Below are 20,886 nucleotides of genomic sequence, written 5' to 3' on the forward strand. Positions count from 1 at the left end.
CATGCGCATCACCCCTCTTCCCGAGACTCCGACGCTCCCGGAACCCGACGGCGGCCTGGGCGCGCTCACCACCGACAAGGGCAACCTGCCGCTCGACACCGTGGACGTCCGCGCCTCGGTGACCGGACTGGTCGCGGGCGTCGAGGTGGTCCAGGGCTTCCGCAACCCGTTCGACGTCCCGCTCGAAGCCACCTACGTGTTCCCGCTGCCCGACCGCGCGGCGGTGACCGGGCTGCGCATGGAGGCCGACGACCGGACGATCGAGGGCGTCCTCAAGGAGCGCGGCCAGGCCCGCCAGGACTACGACCGCGCCGTCGCCGCCGGTCAGCGGGCCGCCATCGCCGAGGAGGACCGCCCCGACGTCTTCACCATGCGGGTCGGCAACATCCTCCCCGGCGAACGGGTGACGATCCGCCTCACCCTCGACCAGCCGCTCCCGTACGAGACGGACCAGCACGGCGGCGGCGAGGCGACGTTCCGCTTCCCGCTCGTCGTCGCGCCCCGCTACATCCCCGGCGTCCCGCTCGGGGACGAGGCGGCGGGCCAGGGCACCGCCCCCGACACCGACGCGGTCCCCGACGCCTCCCGGATCTCCCCGCCCGTGCTGCTCCCCGGCTTCCCGAACCCGGTCCGGCTGGCCATCACCGTGGACATCGACCCGGCGGGGCTCCCCCTCACCGAGCTGCGCTCGGCCCTCCACGTCACCACCACCGACGAGGACCGCGCGGAAGGCACGGGCCCCGCCGGCGGCACCGTCCGCCTGGTCCCCGGCGAACGGCTCGACCGCGACTTCATCCTGCGCCTGGTCTACGCCGCGCGGGACGGCGAGGACACCGCCGCGCCCGCCTCCCTCGCGCTGGTCCCCGACGAGTCCGGCACCGAGGGCACCTTCACGCTGACGGTGCTGCCGTCGGGCCACGGCCGCCCCCGGCCGCGCGACGTCGTGCTGGTCCTCGACCGCTCCGGCAGCATGCACGGCTGGAAGATGGTCGCGGCCCGCCGGGCCGCCGCCCGCATCGTGGACACCCTCACCGCCGACGACCGGTTCGCGGTGCTGTCGTTCGACACCGTCGTGGAACGGCCCCGCGACCTCGGCACGGGCCTGGTCTCCGGCACCGACCGCAACCGGTTCCGCGCCGTCGAGCACCTGGTCTCCGTCGACGCGCGCGGCGGCACCGTGCTGCTCGCCCCGCTCCAGGAGGCGTGCGCGCTGCTCGCCGACCCGCACCGGGACCGCGTGCTGGTCCTCATCACCGACGGCCAGGTGGGCAACGAGGACCAGATCCTCGCCCAGCTCGGCCCCCGCCTCCAGGGCGTGCGCGTCCACACCGTGGGCATCGACCAGGCCGTCAACGCGGGCTTCCTGAACCGCCTGGCGGAGATCGGACGGGGCCGCTGCGAGCTGGTCGAGTCCGAGGACCGGCTCGACACGGCGATGGAGCACATCCACCACCGCATCGGCGCCCCGCTCGTCACCGACCTGTCACTGCACGCCGAGGGCCTGACGCTGGTCCCCGACACGGTCGCGCCCAGCCGCCTCGGCGCGCTGTTCCCCGGCGTCCCCTTGGTGGTCTCCGGCCGTTTCCGGGGAGCCCCCTCCGGCACGCTGACCGTCCGCGGCACCGGCTCCGACGGCACCCGATGGGAACGCGACGCCAAGGCCGCCGTCACCGGCAACCGCTCGATCACCTCGATCTGGGCCCGCGCCCACCTCCGCGACCTGGAGGACCGCTACGCCATCTCCGGCTCCGACGAGCTGGAACGGCGCATCGTGGACGCCTCGCTGCGCTTCGGCGTGCTGTGCCGCTTCACCGCGTTCGTGGCGATCGACAGCCGGGTGGCCACCGAAGGCCAGGCCCCGCACCAGGTCGTCCAGCCGGTCGAGTCGCCCCGCGGCTGGGAAAGCCCCCAGGCCACGCTGATGGCGGCCTCCTACGGAGCCCCCGCCATGCCCGCCGCCATGCCCCGGGCCACGGCCGCACCGCCCGGCGCGCCCCGAGGCGGCGCGGCACGCGGCACCGAGCGCTTCGCAGCGGAAAGCCTGGACGTCCCCGACTTCCTCGCCTCCTCGGCACCCCCGAGCCCCGCACCCCCGAGCTCCGCCGCGCCGAGCCCCGCCGCGCCGAGCCCCGCCGCGCCGGGCATGTCCGCTCCCCCTCCGCGCCGTCGTACGAAGGACGACGCGGCCGTCCAGCGCCTGGACAACGCCCGCCGCGATCTCGCCGAGGAGCTGCGCCGCCTCACCGACCTGCGGTCCGCCCCCCAGGCCGACCGTCACCAGTACCTCCTGGCGCACCTGCTGCCGGTCCTGGAGACGACCGTCCAGGACCTCGACCGGTGGGGCGACACCCCGCGCTCCCTGTCGGCCCTGCTCACCGACCTCCGAGCCGTGTCCCCCGCCGACCCCACCCGTCTGGACGAGCTCTGGACCCGCACCATCGAGACCCTCAAGGAGTTCACGACGCCACCCCCCAAGCGAGCGTTCTGGAAGCGCCGCTCCTGACGCCCCTGGCCGGGGCTCCCCGAACGAGCCCCGGCCACCCCGGACCGGCCCCCGAATCGGCTCCACCAACCGCGAACCCAACCCGAGTCTGAACCGGAAGCCCCCGACCAGCCGTCGGCTCCGCGCTCATAACCGCAGGTGGCTGCGGACATCGGGCGTGGAGCCCACTCCCTCCCCCGCCCAGGCCGTGCCCCAAACCCCTGGCCCACCACACCCACCCGGAGACCCGCACCCCACCAGGCCCTGGCGAGCGCGCCACCGCTTCGCGACCTGACGCCTCCAGGATGAAGAGCCGCCAACGCCCCACCCCCGCCTCGTCTCCGTGGAGCCCGTCTCAGGCTGTGCCCCAAAGCACTGGTCCACCACACCCGTCCGGAGGCCCGCGCCCCACCAGATCTCGGCGAGCGCCCCCATGGCGTCCGAGCCGTCATCCCGGTCGAGGGAGACCAGAAGGTCAACCGGCTCAAGCGTGGCGCGTGCGATGACCGTTCCCCGACTTCGACGCCGAGCGCCACAAGGAACGCGACATCGTCGAGCGCCGTGTGAACGGACTCCGCCAGTTCCGCGCTGTGGCCACCCGCTTCGGCAAGCGCGAGGTCGTCTGCCAGGGCACCATCAATGCCGCGTCCATCGGGATCCGGCTTCGCGCGCCCGTCTCGTGAACCGGGGAAGCATGCCTTAATCGTCGTGGTCGGTGCGGCCGAAGAAGTGCAGCTGCCCTTGCCAACGGACCGGATGACCGGCTGGAAGTCGGCCATCCCCCAGCGACGGCAGAAACACCCGGGACCAGTCGATCGCCGGACCGCCATCGGGGCCTTGCCCGAGCACCTCGGCCAGCTCCGTTCCTCCGCTCTGGCCGCCGGGAACATGGGTCCACACGCCGAAGTCCTCGTCCAGTCCCTGGCCACGGCCCTCCAGCCATCCGGCGAGATGGTCCTCGGCCGCGCTCTGGACGATGGACGCGTCGTTCAGCAGCCAGACCTGCCCCTTGATGCTTCCTCCGTGCCCCACCAGACGGGTCATCTCCAGCAGGTGGAATCCGTAGGGATGACCGGCGGTGATCCTCGTCGGAGGATCGGGGAGTTCGAGCCCCTCCAGTTCCTCCACACGTGCCCTGGCGATGTCATCGTGAGGGTCGACGCGCAGCGCCTCGCGGTAGGCGACGGCCGCCGACTCCTCCTCGCCCAGCCAATGCAGCGCGCACGCGAGCGAGAACGCCGCGAGGTTGTCATCCGGCTGGAGCCTGAGGGCATGGTGTGCGGCCCGCACCACCTCCGTCGCCAGCTCCTGCCCGAGCTCGTCGTCCTCCTCCAGCCCGGCCGGCGGCTCGTACCGCGCTTCGAAATGGTCCTCGCCGCCATCGGAAACCTCGTTCAGGTGGGCACGCAGCTTCCCCAGGGCCAGCACCGTCAGGCACACGGCACTGGTGGGGTCCGCGCCGACGGCGTCCTGGATGGCTGCGCAGGCGTCCCTCACCTCGTCCTCGCCCTCCAGTTCATCCGGGGTGGCGTGCTCAGTGACCTCCCAGAAGTACTGGAGGGATACACCAGCCGCCCTGCGCGCCGACTCGGCACCCGCCATATCTCTCATGGCCACAACACGGTAGTGATCACGATCTGCGTGCGAGAGCCATTTCGCCCACCGGCACAAATCAGGAGCAATCGCGGGCACCATCAGCGGCGTCATGCTCTCTGGCTCGACATTCAGGAAACAGACGCCAGGTCGATCCCGAAGGGGTGGGCGCGCTCTGCCCGCGCCCATCCCCGCACGGGTCCAGCAGGAACGTCTGCGACCGTTCTCAAAACCCAAAGCCACTGGCGAACAGGTTTCTCAAAGTCCGTGAGGTCGCGCCACGCCACCCGCACCGGAGCTCTGGTGAGCCAGGTCGTCGTTCCTCGCCACCGAACGGTGGAACGCCCCTTGCGAGCCCACCACAACACCGGCGACAGCGAACTCCTGCCCCACACCCCGAAAAAATGACCCGCCCAGGCGGCGATCACGCTCGTGGCCTGATGTCTCCGGGGTGGAAAGCCGACAACGCCCTGCCTTCAGCTCGTCTCCATCGCAGGGTCGAGTCGAGCGGAGCGGATTCCGCCGGGGTCCGTTCGGGAGCCGCCAGCGGGCCGCCGGGCATCGAGCATCCGGGCCGTGTCGAACGCCGGGCAGGAGGCGTCGGGCGCGGAGCGGGCTCCGCTGCTCGTCTCCGCGAGCAGCACGTCGGTCTCGCGCAACGCGGCCACGGCCCCCTCGATGATCTGCCCTGGTGCTCCACCGGGCGCCCGGCCGGGCCGAGGCTTCGCGTTGGACGCTGATCGTCAGCCTGCGGCCAGGTCCATACGGAGGAACTCGGTGATGCGGAGCAGCCTCGGCGGGCGCGCCACCTCGGCGGGAAGGGCCTGGAACGCCTCGTCCTTCCCGACGAGGCGCGGGGCGGTGAGCTCCCTCTCCCTCCCGTCGACCCGGAGCCGCGCGCCACCGGCCGCCAGAACGTTCCGCACCCAGTCCGAGCCCGGCCCGTACACCAGGACGAACAGGTAACCGCCGTCGACGGGATGCGCGTCGAGCGGCGTGCGGTACGTCGCGCCGGAGACGCGACCGACGTGGATCAGCACCGGCCACTTTCCGCTCGCGACCGCGCGGGGGTTGAACACCCGCTTGTTGATGTGCCCCCACCACCTCGGCATCGGCATCGGGATCTCCTTCTCTCGCCCCGGCGGGGCGGGCCGCAGGTCGGACGCTCGTCGGTCTCCCGGCTGCCTCCAGCCCGAGAGGGTTTACGCCCGTAAGGCTGACTTACACTTGTAAGCCTGTCAATGCGTCCACCGCCGGGAGTCGTCGTGTCACCACCCCCACCACGGCAGCCGCTCAGCAGAGAGCGCGTGCTGGAGGCCGCGATCCGGGTCGCGGACCGCGGCGGCGTGGAGGCGATCACCATGCGGCGGGTGGCGCAGGAACTGGGCGTGGAGGCGATGTCCCTCTACAACCATGTGCCGAACAAGGACGCGATCCTCGACGGCGTGGTCGACATGGTGTTCGCGGCGATCGAGCCGCCCGACGCCGACCGCGACGACTGGCGCGACGCGATCCGTGCGCGCGCCTCCTCCGCGCGCGCGGTCCTGTCGCGGCACAGCTGGGCCCTCGGCTTCATGGACTCCCGCCGCAACCCGGGACCGGCGACGCTCCGCCACCACGACGCCGTCCTCGGCGTCCTCCGGGAGGCGGGGTTCACGCTGCCGATGGCCGTGCACGCCGTCTCGCTCATCGACAGCTACGTCGGCGGATTCGTCCTCCAGGAGGCGAACCTGCCGGTGGCGAGGCCGGACGACGTCGAGGAGGTGGCCGGCGGCATCCTCAAGGACCTGCCCGCGGACGAGCTGCCGTACCTCACGGAGGTGATCGTCCACCACGCCCTGCGGCCGGGCTACGACCACACGAGCGAGTTCGGTTACGGCCTGGATCTGATTCTGGACGCGCTCGAAGCCCGCCGGAGCCAGGGGTCCGGCGGGCGGGCCGACGGGGTCAGCGCGCCACGCGGTAGCGGAGGTGGACGACCTTCGAGCTGAAGGTGCGGGTCTCGACGAGTTCGAGATCGACCCGGCGCTCGCGCCGGGGGAAGAACGGGACGCCACCGCCGACCAGCACCGGGTAGACCCTGGCCCGGTACTCGTCGATCAGATCCGACGCCGCGGCCTCGGCGGCGAGGGTCGCGCCGCCGATCGCGATGTCGCCCTCCCCCGGCTCGGCGCGCAGCCTCTCGATCTCCTCCGCCAGGCCGCCGGAGGCCAGGCGGGCGTTGCCCCGCACCGCCGACAGCGTGGTGGAGAACACCACCTTGGGGAGCGGCTTCCAGAGCGCGGCCCACTCCAGCTTCGCGTCGTCGAGCGACGGATCCTGGTCGGCGGTCTCCCAGTACAGCATCGCCTCGTACAGCCGGCGTCCCAACAGGTGGACGTCCACCTGCCGGATCTCGTCGATCCAGGAGCGGAAGACGTCCTCATCGGGCTCCGTCCACTCGAAGCCACCGTCCGGTCCGACGATGTACCCGTCCAGGGAGACGTTCATCGAATAGGTCACGCTGCGCATCGGAACCCCTCCTCGGTAACGGCCCGACAAACGGTGAGACCACCGACCGCCGCATGAATCATCGCGGCTCGCGAGGTCCTTCCGCGTCCACACCTCGGACGCGGGCCGACGCCGCCTCCGCCGTGCGTTCCCGCAGAGGGCGCCGCGGGTGGGTAGGCGGGAGGGCGGAGTAGGCGGATAGTGGAGTCAGCGGCACGGCGAAGGCGGCATGCCGCGACACCGCGCGACGTCCTCCGGAACCGAGCGGCGCGGCTTGTCACGAGGCGCGGCGGCGTTGTGCGGGTTTCGCTGAGCGCTTCGGCACGCACGGGAACGCGACGGCGCGGCGGCACTTCGTGGAGGGGGCGGCGGAGCGGGGCGCACGGTGTTCGGCTCGGGCGGACGTTTCTTGGAGGCGTCGTGAACGACCAGGTCATCCGCGTTCTGGTCGCCGAGGCCCGGCGGGCGTACCGGCGGGCGGTCCGCGCGCTGTTGGAGCGAGCCGGGGACATCGCGGTGGTGGGCGAGGCGGAGCACGCGGACGCGGCGTTGGCCCAGGTCCTCGCGGGGCGGCCCGATGTGGCGCTGGTGGATCTGCGGCTGCCGGGCGACGGGATCGCCGTGGTCCGGCGCATCGTCGAGGCGGTCCCGCACGCGCGGGTGCTGACGTTGAGCGGACGGGCGGAGAAACGGCCGCTACTGGCCGCGATCAACGCCGGGGCCTGCGGTTACGTCCTCAAGGGCGCGCGGAGCGACGAGTTGCGCCGCGCCATCCGCCAGGCGCACCGGGGCGAGGCCGTCATCGGTCCCGTCCTGGCGTCCCACCTGGCCGAGCGCGCCGCCTCCGGCGGGACGCCGGTCGAGCCGTTCCCCGACCTGACGGGCCGCGAACGCCAGGTCCTCGACGGCATGATCCGCGGCTTGGACAACGCCGCCATCGCCGCCCGCCTGTCGCTCTCCCCGAAGACCGTCCGCAACATCACCTCGTCCGTGATGCGCAAACTCGACGTCCACACCCGCGACGAGGCCATCGCCACGGCCCGCGCCACCGGCCTCGGCCGCCCCGGGAGTTCCTGACCGCCCGCACGACGCGAAACGATCGCGACACGCGACCCGGCAACCCGACCCTCACGTTCAACAGCCCAGCCGAAGCGGACCACAGAGAGGTCCGCCACGGCGTCACCAGGCGTTCCCCGCACCGGCCCTCCACCCCAAGACACCGCACCGACCCCTGTCCAACAGACCATCGCGCGCTCGGACCGGTCGCCCGTCACAACGTCCACTGGGCGTTCCCCCGCACCGGCCTTCCGCCCAAGGCAGCGCACCAGCCCCGTCCAGCAGACCACCGCGCGCTCGGACCGGTCGCCCGTCACGACGTCCACCAGGTGTTCCCCGCACCGGCCTTCCGCTCCAAGACACCGCACCAGCCCCCGTCCAACAGACCACCGCGCGCTCGGACCAGTCGCCCGTCACGACCTCCACCAGGCGTTCCCCGCACCGGCCCCCGTCCGGCGGGCCGTCGCGTGCTCGGGCTGGTCGTGCGGAACGGGGTCGCCTACCGTGTAGGCGAGAGCGCAAGTCCCGGGTCCGTCCCGGCGGCACGCCGGGCAGCGGGAGACCGTCCCCGGGAGCCGACCGCGAGCCGCCCGACCCGGGAGTGACCGTGTTCGACACCCTGCTGCTTTTCGCCCTGGCGTCGCTGCTGGTCTCCATGGCGCCGGGGCCGACCACCGTGGTGATCATCCGGCAGTCCATCGACGCCGGGCGGCCCGCCGGGGTCGCCACCGTGCTGGGCAACGAGACCGGCTGGCTGGCGTGGTGCCTGGCGGCGGCCTTCGGCCTGTCGGCGCTGCTGCTGGCCTCCCGCCTGGCCTACGACGTCCTGCGGGTCGCCGGTGCGGCCGTGCTGATCTGGTTCGGCGTCCAGGCGCTGCTGCGGGCCCGCCGTTCGATCCGCCGCGACGCCTCCGCCGACGCCTCCGACGGCACCGGCGGCGCGTCCGCCGCTCCCCGCCGGCGGTCCCGGTGGCGCTGTTACCGGATGGGGCTGCTCACCAATCTGGCCAATCCCAAGGCCGGCGTGTTCGCCCTCTCCTTCCTCCCCCAGTTCGTCCCCGACGGCGCCCCGGTGCTGCCGACGCTGCTCCTGCTGGCCGTCGCCTCCACCCTGATCGACCTGGCCTGGTACCTCGGCGTCGTCGTGGCGGTCTGCCAGGTCCGGCGGCTGTTCCAGCGCCCCGCCGTCCGCCGCCGCGTGGAGTACCTCTCCGGCATGGTCCTCGTCGCCCTGGGAGTGCGGCTGGCGGCAGGCGACTAACTCCCGAGGCGGTGCTTCCTCAGGGACTTGGCGGCGCGGTCCGGCGGGACCCGGCGAACGGACCGCGTGCAAAACGAAACCGCCGCCGGTGCGCTCGACTGCACCGGCGGCGGTTCGACAGCCCGCGCTCACTTCTTCGTCCGGGCGCGCTCAAGCAGCCACAGCGCCACCGTGCCCGCCGACAGCGCCGTCCCCAGCAGCACGACCCCCGACCAGCCGCCGTTGACCCACGCCACCGAGACCAGCGCCGAGCCCGCCGCGCCGCCGACGAAGTTGGAGGTCATGAACGCCGCGTTCAGCCGGTTGCGGGCCTCGGGCCGCAGCGCGTACACCACGTTCTGGTTGGCCACCAGCAGGCCCTGCTGCGCGAGCGACAGCAGGATCAGCCCGCCCAGCAGCCACGGCAGGGACGATCCGCCGAGCGCCAGCAGACCCCAGGACGCCAGCATCCCGAGCGTGCCCACCCCGGTCACCCGCTGGGCGCCGCCCCGGTCGGCCTGCCGTCCGGCCATCGACGCCGCGATCGGGCCGCCCACGCCGACCAGCCCGAACAGGCCGATCGCCGCCTCGGTCCAGCCGTAGGGCGGGCGGGCCAGCAGGAACGCCAGGGCGACCCACACGCCGTTGAACGCGGCGAACGACAGCGCGCCGATCCCGGCCCGCCAGCGCAGCACCGGCTCCTCCCGGAACAGCAGCAGCGTCGACTTGATGAGCGCCGGGTACGACAGGCCCGCGTCGGAGCGCATCGCCGGCAGGGCCCGCCACAGCAGCGCCGCCATCGCGGCCATGAGCAGGGCGTTCACCCAGTAGACGGTGCGCCAGCCGCCCAGTTCCGACAGGCCGCCGGAGACGGTGCGCGACAGCAGCGCGCCCAGCAGCAGGCCCGTCATGACGGTGCCGACGACGCGGCCGCGCTGCTCGGGGGCCGCCAGCGCGGCGGCGAACGGCACCAGCACCTGCGCGGCGACCGACGCGAACGCCGTCAGGACCGTTCCGGCCAGCAGCACCGCGCCGTTGGGGGCGGTGGCCGACACCAGCAGCGACGCGGCGGTGACCATGAACAGGCCGACGGCGAGCTTGCGGCGCTCCAGCAGGTCGCCGAGCGGGACCAGGAGGAGCAGGCCCGCGCCGTAGCCGATCTGCGCGGCGGTGACGATCATCGCGGCCATCGAGGTGCCGAGGTTCAGTTCGCGGCTGAACAGGTCGAGCAGGGGGTGGGCGAAGTAGTTGGAGGCCACCGACAGGCCGGTGGCGGCCGACATCAGGAACAGCAGTCCGCGGCCGAGGCCGGCGGCCTGCCGGGTCTCCGCGGGGCGGGGGCGCAACGCGATCGTGGTCATGCCCCTACCCTGGCCTGACAACGATCAATGAGTCCAACACATGTTTGTCATCGGAACGATCGTGATTCACGATAGATGGCGTGGACCTGCAGCAGATGCGTTACGTCGTGGCCGTCGCCGACACCGGGAGCTTCACCCGCGCCGCCGAGAGGTGCCTGGTCGTGCAGTCGGCGTTGAGCCACCAGATCGCCAAGCTGGAACGCGAGCTGGGCGCGCGGCTGTTCGACCGGACGAGCCGGATGGTGCGGCTGACCCCGGCGGGCGCGGCGTTCCTGCCCGCCGCCCGGCAGGCCCTGGACGCCGCCGAACGCGCCCGCGCCGAGGTCGCGGCGGTCACCGGGGAGATCCGCGGGAACCTGGCGATCGGCGCGATCCCCACGGTCGCGGCGGTCGACCTGCCGAACGTGCTGAAGGAGTACCACCGCCGCCACCCGCGCGTGCGGATCAGCCTGCGGACCATGGCCAGCGAGGTCCTGGTCGAGCAGGTGCGCGACGGGACGCTGGACGCGGCGCTGCTGGGGCTGCTGCCGGGCATGGAGCCGCGCGGCGTCCGCCACCGCCGGCTCGCCCACGACAACCTCGTCGCGGTCGTCCATCCCGAGCATCCGCTGGCGGGCGAGCCGGAGGTCGAGCTGCGGCGGCTGGCGGACGAGACGTTCATCGACTTCCCCTCCGGAACGGTGGGCCGCGCCCAGTCCGACGAGGCGTTCGCGGCGTCGGGCGTGCGGCGCGAGGTGCCGTTCGAGGTGTCGGCCGGGGAGCTGATGGTGCGGATGGTGCGCAGCGGCCTCGGGATCGCGATGCTGCCCGCCGCGTTCACGCCGCAGCTCGACGGCGTCCGCACGATCTGCGTGAAGGACGCCCCGGTCCGGATCGAGGTCCTGGTGTGGAGCCGTTTCACGCCGAGCCCGGCCGCCACCGCGTTCCTGGAGGCCCTCGGCTGCGCCCCCTGATCCGCGCCTGCGGCCCCCGGTGTGGACCGGACCGGGGGCCGCAGGACGATCATCGGGGCGGGTCAGGAGGACGCGAGGGCGGGCTCGCGGCGGCGCCGCAGCAGCGGCACCACGTTCAGCGCCAGGCCGACGACCGCGACCGCCGTCACCAGGTTCACCCCGGCGTGGAACTGGCCGAAGTCGCCGCCGCCGTGCGTGCCGCCCGCGACCAGCGCGGTCACCGCGGCCAGCACCAGCGCCGCGCCGACCTGCCCGGACGTCTGCACCAGGCCGGAGGCGAGCCCCTGCTCGGAGTCGTCGATCCCCTCGGTGGCCTGCGCCATGATCGAGCTGAAGCCGAACGCGAACCCGCCGCCCAGCAGCAGCATCGTCGGCAGCACCGTGAACGCGTAGTGCGGCGTGTTCCCGGCGGTGGCGATGAACCACACGTAGCCGAGGCTGAGCGACGCCATCGAGGCCAGGATCAGCCGCGACGTGCCGTACCGGTCGATGAGCCGGCCCACGAACGGCGAGCCGAACGCCACGATCAGCCCGGCGGGCAGCAGCGCGAGCGCCATCTTCAGCGGCGACCAGCGCAGCACGTCCTGGAGGTACAGCGTCATCATGAACTGGAAGCTCAGGTAGGAGCCGAACAGCGCGACCACGCTGAGGTTGGCCCGCACGATCGAGCCGATCCGCAGGATGCCGAGCCGGATCAGCGGGTGCCGCACCCGGTTCTCGGTGATCAGGAACGCGGCGAGCAGCGCGACGGCCAGCAGGATCGAGCCGATCGTCAGCGGGTCGAGCCAGCCGCGTTCGGGCGCGGACACGACGGTGTAGACGGCCAGCAGCATGCCCGCGGTCAGCGTGACCGCGCCGACCAGGTCGTGGCCGCCGCCGTCGGCGGGCTTGTCCTTCGGGATCAGCGCCAGTCCCGCGACCAGCGCCAGGATCGCCAGCGGGACCGGCGTCAGGAACGTCCACCGCCAGCCGAAGCTGGTCAGCAGGCCGCCCAGGATCAGCCCCGAGGAGTACCCGCTGGCGCCGAAGACCGAGAACACCGACAGTGCCCGGTTGCGCGCGGGGCCCTCGTGGAAGGTGGTGGTGAGGATGGACAGGGCGGTCGGCGCGGTGAACGCGGCGGCCAGGCCCTTGACGAAGCGGGTGACGATCAGCAGCGGGCCGTTGTCGACCAGCCCGCCGATCAGCGACGCCACGGCGAACACGGCGAGCGCGATCAGGAAGACGCGGCGGCGGCCGAGGAGGTCGGCGGTGCGTCCGCCGAGGAGCAGCAGGCCGCCGTAGCCGAGGACGTAGCCGTTGACGATCCACTGCAGGGAGGTGGTGGACAGGCCGAGCTCGGTCCCGATGGACGGCAGGGCGACGCCGACCATCGACACGTCCAGGCCGTCCAGGAACAGCACGGCGCACAGCACGCCGAGGACGCCCCACAGCCTGGGGGTCCATCGCTGCTCGACCGGCGCGGAGCCGGCCGCGGTCGGGCTTCCGGATGCACGGGGGGTTTCGGTGATGGTCACGCCACGGCACAGTACATGCGCATGCATCAAATGTCCAAGCACTTATTGTGTTCACATTTAATTCACGTGCATCTGATGCGTGCGCATGGTACGCTGCGCGGCATGAAGTCGGAGGCGGAGCTGATCGGCCAGTGGCGCTCGTTGCTGACCAGCTACAACACGGTCGCCTGCCGTCTGGACCGCGCACTGCAGGACGAGCACGGCCTGACGATGAGCGAGTTCGAGACCCTCGACCGCCTCGTCGCCAACGAACGTGACAAATGCCGCATGCAGGAAATCTCGGCGGACATGTACCTGAGCCAGAGCGCCCTGTCCCGCACCGTCGCCCGCCTGGAGAAGGACGGGCTGGTCGAGCGCGCCCTGTGCGAAGACGACCGGCGCGGCGTCATCGTCGTGGTGACCGAGGCGGGGCGGCGGCGACACGCCGAGGCTCGCCGGACCCATCTGGCAGTCCTCGCCGAGCATCTCGCCCCCGCCGAGGCCCCGGTCACCGCCCGCTGACGGCCTTCGCCGAGGGCCGTTACGTCACCCGGCACGGACAGCCACCTGCCCCGTCGGCAGCCATCCGTCACCCCGCGTCCCGCGCACCCGCCACTCCACTGCCGTCACACTGTGTACAGGAATCACTACACAGTGGAGGCAACCTTGCGCGTCCCCGCCCTCTCCGGCGCAACCGCACTGCTCACCGCCGCCCTGATCCCCGCCGTCCTGATCCCCGCCACGGCCCTTCCGACCGACGCCGTCCTCGGCCCGCCCACCGCGGAGTTCGACCTGACCGTGGCGGACGCGGCCGGAACGCCCCTGCGCGGCGCGCTCCTGACCTGCCCCGACGGCCTCGGCAACCATCCCCACGGCGAGGAGACCTGCGCCGTCCTCGAATCGGTCGGCGGGGACCTCGACCGCCTGCCCGGCGACCCCCACTCCTGCGCCCGGGGGCACGCCCCGGTCACCGCGACCGCGACGGGCGTCCGGCAGGGCGTCCCGGTGTGGTGGAGCCGGACGTTCGCCAACGCCTGCGAGATGGACGCGAGGACCGGCCCGGTGTTCCGGTTCTGGGGCTAGGGCCTGCTTCGGAGTGGGCCTCGGCCAAGCGAGCGCGTTACCTGACCTGCGGGCCCGCAGCCGGAGGCGAGGGCCCGCGGGTCACGCGCTCGCCAAGCCCTGGTGAGGCGCGAGCCCCCTGGGCGAGCGTCGTGGGCCAGGGCTTTGGAGGACGGCCTAGTGGACGTGGGCGGCGTGCGGCTCGGGCTCGGCGGGCCGCCCCGCCGTCGCGTCGCTCCGGGACCGTGCCAGCGCCGCCAGCACCGTCGTGACCGGAACCGCCGCGATCAGCCCGATCGTCCCGGCGACGCTCCGCACGATCTCCTGCGCGACGATCTGCCCGGTCACCACCTCGCCGAGCGGCTGCCGCCCCACCGTGAACAGCAGCAGCAGCGGCAGCGACGCGCCCGCGTAGGCCAGCACGATCGTGTTGATCACCGAGGCGATGTGCGCCCGGCCGACCCGCGCGCCCGCCCGGTACAGGTCCCGGAACCGGGAGGCGGGGTTGGCGTGGGCGAGTTCGGCGACGGTGACGGCCTGGGTGACGGTGACGTCGTCGAGCACGCCCAGCGACCCGATGATGATGCTCGCCAGCAGCAGCCCCTCGGTGCTGATCTGGTAGCCGAGGTTCAGGTTCAGCGCGCTGTCGTCCACGAACCCGCTCAGGTGCGCCATCTCCATCGCCGCCCAGGCGAACGCGCCGGTGAGGACGAGGCTGACCAGCGTTCCGACCACCGCGACCGAGGTGGTGACCGTGAACCCGTGCGTCAGGTACAGCACCGTCAGCATGATCGCCGACGCGCAGACGATCGCGGCGAGCAGCGGTGGCGCGCCGTCCAGGATCGCGGGCAGCAGGAACTGGAGCAGCAGCACGAACGTGATCGCCAGCCCGACCAGCGCGGTCAGCCCGCGCCACCGCCCGAACGCCACCACCGCCAGCACGAACGCCAGCCCGACCAGCCACAGCGCGTTCGACCGGTCGTGGTCGGACAGCTGGTAGGGGTTGCCGTCCGGGGACTCGCCCGCGTTGATCAGCACGACGTCGTCGCCGGTCGAGAACACCTGCGAGCCGGGGCCGTTCGGCAGCTCGACCGGGACGACCTGCCCCTTGCTGAGGCCCGAGGTCAGCTGGACGTGCGCCTGGCCGCAGGTCCGCGGGTCGGACTTCGCCGCGCCGATCGGCGGCGGGCACGGCCTGAGCTCGATCCCCACGACCTCCCCGGTGAACCGGGGCATGCTCTGCCCGCCCCCGGACTTCACCTCCGACGGCCACATCCACACCAACGCGACCAGCGTGACCAGTGCCAGCGGCACCACGACCGCCAGGCTCGCCCGTACCGCGCCCGGCGACGCCGGAACCCGCCCGTGATGCGCACCCATCGTTTCCGCCCTATCCCGTGAACGCCTCGACCAGCGACCAGACTGCCAGCGCCAGCATGACGACGCCGCCCACCCGTTGCACCGTCTTCAACGGAACCCGGTCGGCGATGAACCTGCCGGCGACCAGCGCGAGCGCCGACACCGTCGTCAGCGCCAGCAGGGCCCCGGCCGCGACCGGCAGGGCCTCGCGCGTGGCGGCCATGTTCGCGGTGGTGATCTGCGTCAGATCGCCCCACTCGCCGACGAACACGACCGTGAACGCCGTCGCCCAGGTCGCCGCGAAGCCCGTCACACGCCGCCCCCGCGCGACGTCGTCGTCCTCGTCGTCGTTCCCGCCGCGCAGCAGCGTCCAGGCCCCGAACGCGAACAGCGCCGCCGCCACGATCTGTACCAGCATCTCGGGCAGCAGCGAGAACACGCTGCCGGCCGCCACGGCGATGGCGACGTGCACCACGAACGCGCTCGCGGTTCCCAGCCACACCCACGACGGGCGCATCCGGGTGCCCATCGCCAGCGAGGCGAACATGGTCTTGTCCGGCAACTCGGCCAGGAATATCAGCGCGAACGTGGTCGCGAACGTGGCGACGTTGAACGACATGGAACCGGCGGCCTCTCCCGACGGGCCGGGCCGCGCGACGCCACCCGGGACGGGAGGACCACTCGGCCCGGCATGACGAATGCGCCCGGTGTCCCGGGCACGTCCTACCAGGCCGAAGGTCTCGTCCACCGCTCCACGCGGCCCGAGGGCCGGGCCACCCCTGGGGGCAGCCAGTATGTCGACCTCTCGGCGGTTCGGGACTACTCCCCTTCGCCGTCGCTCACCCTACCCGACGCGGTCAACCCCGCCGCGTCACCGCGCCTCAGGCGTCGTCGCTGACCTCGTCCAGCCCCACCAGCAGCTCGGCGACGCCGAGCCCGGTGGTCAGGTAGTCGACGAACAGCTGGTTGTTGAGCGCCCACCGGGACCGCCGGTACCGCACCAGGAAGATCGCGTCCTCCACGGGGTACCCAGCTCCACCAGCGACTGGACGACGACGAGACCCGACCGGTTGTACCCCGACCGGCACCGCACGAGCACCCGCCGGCCCTCGCGCACGTCGTCGGCGACGATCTCCGCCAGCTCGCGGACGGCGCTGATCTGGCCGACGTTCAACGGCCCGTCGGGGACCTCCCGGCAGTGGTGCGCGACCCCGTCCCCGGGCCCGCACCCGTCCCGCCGGTAGAGGCTGACGACGACGTCGAACTCGCGCCCGACGACGACGGGAACCCGTTCGCCGCCGCTCCCGCGACAGTGGTGCCCGCCCATGAACAGCCCGGGCAAGATCTCGTTCCACGGCGACCCGGCATCGGGAACCGGCCCCTTGAGACGCATACGACCCCCTGTCCGAAATCCCCATGATCCACTGCGGCCGTCCCGCCCCGCCCCCGCTGGCCCGAACCGGCCACCCCGGCATGCGAAGCCCCCTGGAGTCACCCCGGTGGTGGGGGTCCCGAGAGCGTCGAGCTCCTTGAACGCCTCCCAGTCCAGAACGACCCCCTTCCCCGACGGAAGCGGCCCGCCTCCCCGTCGCGCGAGACGTAGGTCACTCTCGGTGGGTGTCACAGCTTCGCCGAGTCGTGTGTCTGGAGGGCGTAACAGCCGACAGCGGCGGCCGGGGCGACCCTGGAACGCCGCCACCGCGAAGGGGCGGAACGTCATCATGAGCAAGGTCTGGTTCGTCACCGGTTCGTCGCGCGGCCTGGGCCGCCGGTTCGTCGAGGCCGCGCTGTCCCGCGGCGACAGGGTGGCCGCCACCGCCCGCGGCACCGCGAGCCTTGAGGACCTGGTCGCCACCTACGGCGAGGCGGTGCTCCCCCTCGAACTGGACGTGACCGACAGGGCCGCCGTGTTCGAGAGCGTGAAGCGGGCCAAGGAGCACTTCGGCCGCCTCGACGTCATCGTGAACAACGCCGGTTACGCCCAGATCGGCGCGGTCGAGGAACTGACCGAGCGGGAGCTGCGCGACCAGATGGAGACCAACCTGTTCGGCGCGGTGTGGGTGGTCCAGGCCGCGCTGCCCCACCTGCGCGCGCAGGGTTCCGGGCACATCATCCAGCTGTCCTCGGCCGCCGGGCTGATCGCGATGCCGCTCGGCGGCGCCTACCACGCCTCCAAGTGGGCCCTGGAGGGCCTGAACGAGGCCCTGGCCGGTGAGGTCGCCGGTTTCGGCGTCAAGGTGACCATCATCGAGCCCGGCGGCTTCGCCACCCGGAACGGCAGGAACCCCGACCCGCTCGACAACGGCCACATGGCCCGGCCCGACCCGGCCTACGCCGGTCTTCGCCAGCGCCTGGCCGCGGTCACCGGAAAGCAGCCCGCCGGAGACCCGGCCGCCGCGGCCCGGACCCTCCTGAAGATCGTCGACTCCGACGAGCCGCCCCTGCGAGTGCTGTTCGGCCAGGGCTTCCACCCGATGATCCGGCAGGCCTACGCCGACCGGCTCAAGACCTGGGACGACGGGCGGGACCTGTCGGCGGCGGCCCACGGCGACCTCGGCCGGGACGCTCGCTGACCCGCGCCGTCGTGCGGCGCGGCGACGGCCACGGGTCGCCGCCGCGCCCGTTGGGCGCGGTCACGATCGGCGGTCACCGCGGAGCGCCGCCGAAGCCGATCTCGTTCCCCTCGGGATCACGGAACGTGGCCTTGCGCACGCCGTTGGAGTACGTCTCCCGCTCCGCCGGGCGCAGTCCCCGTTCGGCGATCCGCGCGAGGCGCTCGTCGAAGTCGTCGACGAAGACCGTGTGCACGGCGTGGCCGGCGCGCTCGGGCCGGTGTTCGACGAACACGGACCGGTGCTCGGCGAGCTCCCACACGGCCTCCGTGTCGCTCACGACGAACGTCGGCGGGGAGCCCAGCAGCCGTTCGTACCACTCCAGGGCCGCCGCGTAGTCGGCGACGGGGATCCCCGCGAACAGATCCAGAGCCATGCCACGATCTTAGGAACCCCCTCGGACAGCGTCGGGCAGACGCCCCTCGTCCCCCGGCTCCACCAGCCGATACCCACTTTTTTGTGGGTACTTGGCGGGGACGCGGCGGTGGGGCGAACCTGGTGTCGGGCGGTCGGCGGGCCGCACGGCCGAGGAGGAGCGGAGGGGGCGCGTGTTCAGGAAGCCGACCGTGCCTCGGCGATCTTCTCCAGGCGCCGGTGGCCCCAGTCGGAGAGAGGGGCCAGCGCCTCGGACAGGTCGCGGCCGAACTCCGTCAGGGAGTACACCGTCTTCAGCGGCAGCCCGTCGTGCACCTCGCGGTGCACCAGGCCGTCGTCCTCCATCTCCCGGAGGGCCTGGGTCAGCACCTTCTCGCTGACGCCCGGCAGCCGCCGGCGCAGCTCACCGGGCCGGTGCGGGCGGTCCTCCAGCATCCAGAGCAGGCCCGTCTTCCACTTGCCGTCGATCACGGCGATCGCGGCCGTCACCCCGCAGACGTTCGTGTTCTGGGCGAGCTTGCGCGTCATCACTGTCCCGTCCGTTGTTCTTCGCTTTGTCGTGGAGGTTGCACCATGTCTGACAAGTCTGCCGTCACCGTGATCGGTCTGGGACCGATGGGGCGGGCCCTGGCCGGCGCGTTCGTGGACGCCGGTGTGCGGACCACCGTGTGGAACCGGACCCCGGGCCGGGACCGCGAACTGGTCGAACGCGGCGCGGTCCGCGCCCGTTCCGTGGAGGAGGCGGTCGCCGCGAGCGAGCTGACCGTGGTCTGCGTGGTCAACTACGACGCGGCGGACGCGATCCTGCGGCGCGACGCGGTCACCGCCGCGCTCAAGGACCGCACGGTGGTGAACCTGACCGCCGACACGCCCGGACGGGCCCGCGCCACCGCGTCCTGGGCGGCCGAGCACGGCATCCGGTACCTGGACGGCGCGATCATGACGCCGACCGTCACCATCGGGACCCCCGGCGCGGTGTTCATCCACAGCGGCCCGCACGACCTCTACCGGGAGCACCTGCCGGTGCTGGAGGCCCTAGGCGGCACCCACACCCACCTGGGCGAGGACATCGGCCGGGCCGCCGCGTACGACATCGCGCTGCTGGACATCTTCTGGACCGCGATGTCGGGTTACGCGCACGCCCTGGCCGTGGCGAAGGCGGAGGGGATCACCGCGCGCGAGCTGGCGCCGTTCGCCAAGGGCATCAGCGCGATCCTGTCGCCGGGCTTCGAAGAGCTCGCGGCGAGGGTGGACGAGGGGGACTTCTCCGGCGAGGGCAACCCGATCACCTCGGCGGCGTCGTCCATGGCCCACATCATCCACACCTCCGAGGGCCACGGCATCGACGCCGGCGTCATGCGGGCCGCCGAGGGCCTGGCCCGCCGCGTCATCGGGCTGGGCCACGGCACCGACGGCTTCATCCGGGTCACCGAGCTGCTGGGACGCCGCTGACGCCCCTCGCGACGGACGCGAGGGGCCGCCGGTCAGGCGCCGACGTAGTCCGCCAGGTGCCGGCCGGTGAGGGTCGAGCGGGCGGCGACCAGGTCGGCGGGGGTGCCCTCGAAGACGATCCGGCCGCCGTCGTGCCCGGCGCCGGGACCGAGGTCGATGATCCAGTCGGCGTGCGCCATGACCGCCTGGTGGTGCTCGACGACGATGACCGACTTGCCGGAGTCGACGAGCCGGTCGAGCAGCCCGAGAAGCTGCTCGACGTCGGCGAGGTGCAGCCCGGCGGTCGGCTCGTCGAGGACGTAGACGCCGCCCTGCTCGGCCATGTGGGTGGCCAGCTTCAGCCGCTGCCGCTCGCCGCCGGACAGCGTGGTGAGCGGCTGGCCGACGGTGAGGTAGCCGAGCCCGACGTCGGCGAGCCGGACGAGGACGCGGTGCGCGGCGGGCGTGCGCGCCTCGCCGGCGCCGAAGAACTCCTCGGCCTCGGCCACCGACATCGCGAGCACCTCGCTGATGTCGCGGCCGCCGAGCCGGTACTCCAGCACCGACGCCTGGAACCGCTTGCCCTCGCAGTCCTCGCAGGTGGTGGCGACCCCGGCCATCATCGCCAGGTCGGTGTAGACGACGCCGGCGCCGTTGCAGGTGGGGCAGGCGCCCTCGGAGTTGGCGCTGAACAGCGCGGGCTTGACGCCGTTGGCCTTCGCGAACGCCTTGCGGATCGGGTCCAGCAGGCCGGTGTAGGTCGCCGGGTTGCTCCGCCGCGAGCCCTTGATCGGCGTCTGATCGATCGACACCACGCCCGCGCCGGCGGGCACCGACCCGTGCACGAGCGAGCTCTTGCCGGAACCCGCCACCCCGGTGACGACGCACAGCACGCCGAGCGGGATGTCCACATCGACGTTCTGGAGGTTGTTGGCCGTCGCGCCGCGGATCTCCAGCGCGCCGGTCGGCTTCCGCACCGTCTCCTTCAGCGTGGCCCGGTCGTCCAGGTGGCGGCCGGTGACGGTGCCGCTGTCCCGCAGCCCCTCGACGGTCCCCTCGAAGCAGACGTCGCCGCCCGCCGCGCCCGCGCCGGGACCGAGGTCGACGACATGGTCGGCGATGGCGATCACTTCCGGCTTGTGCTCCACCACCAGCACCGTGTTGCCCTTGTCGCGCAGCCGCAGCAGCAGCTCGTTCATCCGCTGGATGTCGTGCGGGTGCAGGCCCGTGGTGGGCTCGTCGAAGACGTAGGTGACGTCGGTGAGCGAGGAGCCGAGATGGCGGATCATCTTGGTGCGCTGCGCCTCGCCGCCCGACAGCGTGCCCGCCGGCCGGTCGAGCGCCAGGTAGCCGAGCCCGATCTCCACGAACGAGTC

The 20,886-nt window shown here is 72.6% G+C and carries 20 protein-coding genes; 9 read left to right on the top strand and 11 right to left on the bottom strand.

Annotated elements, in window-relative coordinates; translation table 11 throughout:
* The first annotated feature begins 1 nt into the window (after window position 1).
* Entirely contained in the window at window positions 2-2,503 is a 2,502-nt protein-coding gene (locus AKI01S_RS30320) for a VIT domain-containing protein (protein ID WP_067825421.1), read from the top strand.
* A gap of 678 nt (window positions 2,504-3,181) precedes the next feature.
* Here AKI01S_RS30320 and AKI01S_RS30325 read toward each other — a convergent pair.
* Both AKI01S_RS30325 and AKI01S_RS30335 read right to left on the bottom strand, forming a co-directional pair.
* Window positions 3,182-4,189: a tetratricopeptide repeat protein gene (locus tag AKI01S_RS30325; protein WP_157420252.1), complete on the bottom strand. Its 1,008-nt coding sequence runs from the start codon at window positions 4,187-4,189 to the stop codon at window positions 3,182-3,184.
* 629 nt (window positions 4,190-4,818) lie between these two features.
* Window positions 4,819-5,193, bottom strand: a complete 375-nt coding sequence (locus AKI01S_RS30335) for a nitroreductase family deazaflavin-dependent oxidoreductase (RefSeq protein ID WP_067825427.1) — start codon at window positions 5,191-5,193, stop codon at window positions 4,819-4,821.
* A gap of 147 nt (window positions 5,194-5,340) precedes the next feature.
* On the opposite strand from AKI01S_RS30335, the gene AKI01S_RS30340 reads away from it, so the two are divergent.
* A complete protein-coding gene (locus tag AKI01S_RS30340) occupies window positions 5,341-6,066 on the top strand; it encodes a TetR/AcrR family transcriptional regulator C-terminal domain-containing protein (RefSeq protein WP_067825429.1) in 726 nt (241 codons plus the stop codon).
* On the opposite strand, the gene AKI01S_RS30345 is transcribed toward AKI01S_RS30340, so the two are convergent.
* Entirely contained in the window at window positions 6,023-6,586 is a 564-nt protein-coding gene (locus AKI01S_RS30345) for a dihydrofolate reductase family protein (protein ID WP_067825431.1), read from the bottom strand. The two genes, AKI01S_RS30340 and AKI01S_RS30345, sit on opposite strands and share 44 nt — an antisense overlap.
* Before the next feature lie 399 nt (window positions 6,587-6,985).
* On the opposite strand from AKI01S_RS30345, the gene AKI01S_RS30350 reads away from it, so the two are divergent.
* Together AKI01S_RS30350 and AKI01S_RS30355 are read left to right on the top strand one after the other, a co-directional pair.
* Window positions 6,986-7,642 (top strand): response regulator, encoded by a 657-nt coding sequence (locus AKI01S_RS30350; RefSeq protein WP_067825432.1) that lies wholly within the window; start codon window positions 6,986-6,988, stop codon window positions 7,640-7,642.
* A 586-nt stretch (window positions 7,643-8,228) separates the two neighbouring features.
* Complete coding sequence (locus AKI01S_RS30355; RefSeq protein ID WP_157420253.1) at window positions 8,229-8,882, top strand: LysE family translocator; 654 nt, start codon at window positions 8,229-8,231, stop codon at window positions 8,880-8,882.
* Between the two features lie 128 nt (window positions 8,883-9,010).
* On the opposite strand, the gene AKI01S_RS30360 is transcribed toward AKI01S_RS30355, so the two are convergent.
* Window positions 9,011-10,222, bottom strand: coding sequence for an MFS transporter (locus AKI01S_RS30360; protein WP_084000393.1), 1,212 nt, complete (start codon window positions 10,220-10,222; stop codon window positions 9,011-9,013).
* 80 nt (window positions 10,223-10,302) lie between these two features.
* Between AKI01S_RS30360 and AKI01S_RS30365 the strand changes: the two genes are divergently transcribed.
* Complete coding sequence (locus AKI01S_RS30365) at window positions 10,303-11,175, top strand: LysR family transcriptional regulator (RefSeq protein WP_067825435.1); 873 nt, start codon at window positions 10,303-10,305, stop codon at window positions 11,173-11,175.
* A 62-nt stretch (window positions 11,176-11,237) separates the two neighbouring features.
* On the opposite strand, the gene AKI01S_RS30370 is transcribed toward AKI01S_RS30365, so the two are convergent.
* A complete protein-coding gene (locus AKI01S_RS30370; RefSeq protein ID WP_245681840.1) occupies window positions 11,238-12,692 on the bottom strand; it encodes an MFS transporter in 1,455 nt (484 codons plus the stop codon).
* Between the two features lie 75 nt (window positions 12,693-12,767).
* Here AKI01S_RS30370 and AKI01S_RS30375 point away from each other — a divergent pair, with 75 nt between their 5' ends.
* Window positions 12,768-13,193 (top strand): MarR family winged helix-turn-helix transcriptional regulator, encoded by a 426-nt coding sequence (locus tag AKI01S_RS30375; protein WP_245681841.1) that lies wholly within the window; start codon window positions 12,768-12,770, stop codon window positions 13,191-13,193.
* 144 nt (window positions 13,194-13,337) lie between these two features.
* A complete protein-coding gene (locus AKI01S_RS30380) occupies window positions 13,338-13,754 on the top strand; it encodes an SSI family serine proteinase inhibitor (RefSeq protein WP_218009876.1) in 417 nt (138 codons plus the stop codon).
* 156 nt (window positions 13,755-13,910) lie between these two features.
* On the opposite strand, the gene AKI01S_RS30385 is transcribed toward AKI01S_RS30380, so the two are convergent.
* The 3 genes from AKI01S_RS30385 to AKI01S_RS52920 all read right to left on the bottom strand — a co-directional run bounded on the left by AKI01S_RS30385 (window position 13,911) and on the right by AKI01S_RS52920 (window position 16,114).
* Window positions 13,911-15,113 (bottom strand): YibE/F family protein, encoded by a 1,203-nt coding sequence (locus AKI01S_RS30385; RefSeq protein WP_067825440.1) that lies wholly within the window; start codon window positions 15,111-15,113, stop codon window positions 13,911-13,913.
* Window positions 15,114-15,123: 10 nt separating this feature from the next.
* Window positions 15,124-15,711, bottom strand: coding sequence for a TMEM165/GDT1 family protein (locus AKI01S_RS30390; protein WP_067825442.1), 588 nt, complete (start codon window positions 15,709-15,711; stop codon window positions 15,124-15,126).
* Between the two features lie 262 nt (window positions 15,712-15,973).
* Window positions 15,974-16,114, bottom strand: coding sequence for a hypothetical protein (locus AKI01S_RS52920; protein ID WP_218009877.1), 141 nt, complete (start codon window positions 16,112-16,114; stop codon window positions 15,974-15,976).
* 699 nt (window positions 16,115-16,813) lie between these two features.
* On the opposite strand from AKI01S_RS52920, the gene AKI01S_RS30400 reads away from it, so the two are divergent.
* Window positions 16,814-17,665, top strand: a complete 852-nt coding sequence (locus AKI01S_RS30400; RefSeq protein ID WP_067825444.1) for an SDR family NAD(P)-dependent oxidoreductase — start codon at window positions 16,814-16,816, stop codon at window positions 17,663-17,665.
* A 73-nt stretch (window positions 17,666-17,738) separates the two neighbouring features.
* On the opposite strand, the gene AKI01S_RS30405 is transcribed toward AKI01S_RS30400, so the two are convergent.
* Both AKI01S_RS30405 and AKI01S_RS30410 read right to left on the bottom strand, forming a co-directional pair.
* On the bottom strand, window positions 17,739-18,080 hold the full coding sequence (locus tag AKI01S_RS30405) for a VOC family protein (RefSeq protein WP_067825446.1): 342 nt from the start codon (window positions 18,078-18,080) through the stop codon (window positions 17,739-17,741).
* Between the two features lie 176 nt (window positions 18,081-18,256).
* Complete coding sequence (locus AKI01S_RS30410; protein WP_067825447.1) at window positions 18,257-18,607, bottom strand: winged helix-turn-helix transcriptional regulator; 351 nt, start codon at window positions 18,605-18,607, stop codon at window positions 18,257-18,259.
* A gap of 45 nt (window positions 18,608-18,652) precedes the next feature.
* On the opposite strand from AKI01S_RS30410, the gene AKI01S_RS30415 reads away from it, so the two are divergent.
* On the top strand, window positions 18,653-19,531 hold the full coding sequence (locus AKI01S_RS30415) for an NAD(P)-dependent oxidoreductase (protein ID WP_067825449.1): 879 nt from the start codon (window positions 18,653-18,655) through the stop codon (window positions 19,529-19,531).
* A gap of 32 nt (window positions 19,532-19,563) precedes the next feature.
* Here the strand turns inward: AKI01S_RS30415 and AKI01S_RS30420 are convergent.
* Window positions 19,564-20,886 (bottom strand): ATP-binding cassette domain-containing protein (locus AKI01S_RS30420; RefSeq protein ID WP_157420254.1); only part of this gene is annotated, 1,323 nt, incomplete at its 5' end.

This window comes from Actinomadura kijaniata NBRC 14229 (assembly GCF_001552175.1).
Classification (GTDB): Bacteria; Actinomycetota; Actinomycetes; order Streptosporangiales; family Streptosporangiaceae; genus Spirillospora; species Spirillospora kijaniata.

Bases quoted from the DNA above. Each gene is read 5' to 3' on its own strand.
- AKI01S_RS30320 (WP_067825421.1), top strand. From the start codon at position 2: ATGCGCATCACCCCTCTTCCCGAGACTCCGACGCTCCCGGAACCCGAC.
- AKI01S_RS30325 (WP_157420252.1), bottom strand. From the start codon at position 4,189: ATGACGCCGCTGATGGTGCCCGCGATTGCTCCTGATTTGTGCCGGTGG.
- AKI01S_RS30335 (WP_067825427.1), bottom strand. From the start codon at position 5,193: ATGCCGATGCCGAGGTGGTGGGGGCACATCAACAAGCGGGTGTTCAAC.
- AKI01S_RS30345 (WP_067825431.1), bottom strand. From the start codon at position 6,586: ATGCGCAGCGTGACCTATTCGATGAACGTCTCCCTGGACGGGTACATC.
- AKI01S_RS30360 (WP_084000393.1), bottom strand. From the start codon at position 10,222: ATGACCACGATCGCGTTGCGCCCCCGCCCCGCGGAGACCCGGCAGGCC.
- AKI01S_RS30375 (WP_245681841.1), top strand. From the start codon at position 12,768: ATGCGTGCGCATGGTACGCTGCGCGGCATGAAGTCGGAGGCGGAGCTG.
- AKI01S_RS30385 (WP_067825440.1), bottom strand. From the start codon at position 15,113: ATGGGTGCGCATCACGGGCGGGTTCCGGCGTCGCCGGGCGCGGTACGG.
- AKI01S_RS30390 (WP_067825442.1), bottom strand. From the start codon at position 15,711: ATGTCGTTCAACGTCGCCACGTTCGCGACCACGTTCGCGCTGATATTC.
- AKI01S_RS30400 (WP_067825444.1), top strand. From the start codon at position 16,814: ATGAGCAAGGTCTGGTTCGTCACCGGTTCGTCGCGCGGCCTGGGCCGC.
- AKI01S_RS30405 (WP_067825446.1), bottom strand. From the start codon at position 18,080: ATGGCTCTGGATCTGTTCGCGGGGATCCCCGTCGCCGACTACGCGGCG.
- AKI01S_RS30410 (WP_067825447.1), bottom strand. From the start codon at position 18,607: ATGACGCGCAAGCTCGCCCAGAACACGAACGTCTGCGGGGTGACGGCC.
- AKI01S_RS30415 (WP_067825449.1), top strand. From the start codon at position 18,653: ATGTCTGACAAGTCTGCCGTCACCGTGATCGGTCTGGGACCGATGGGG.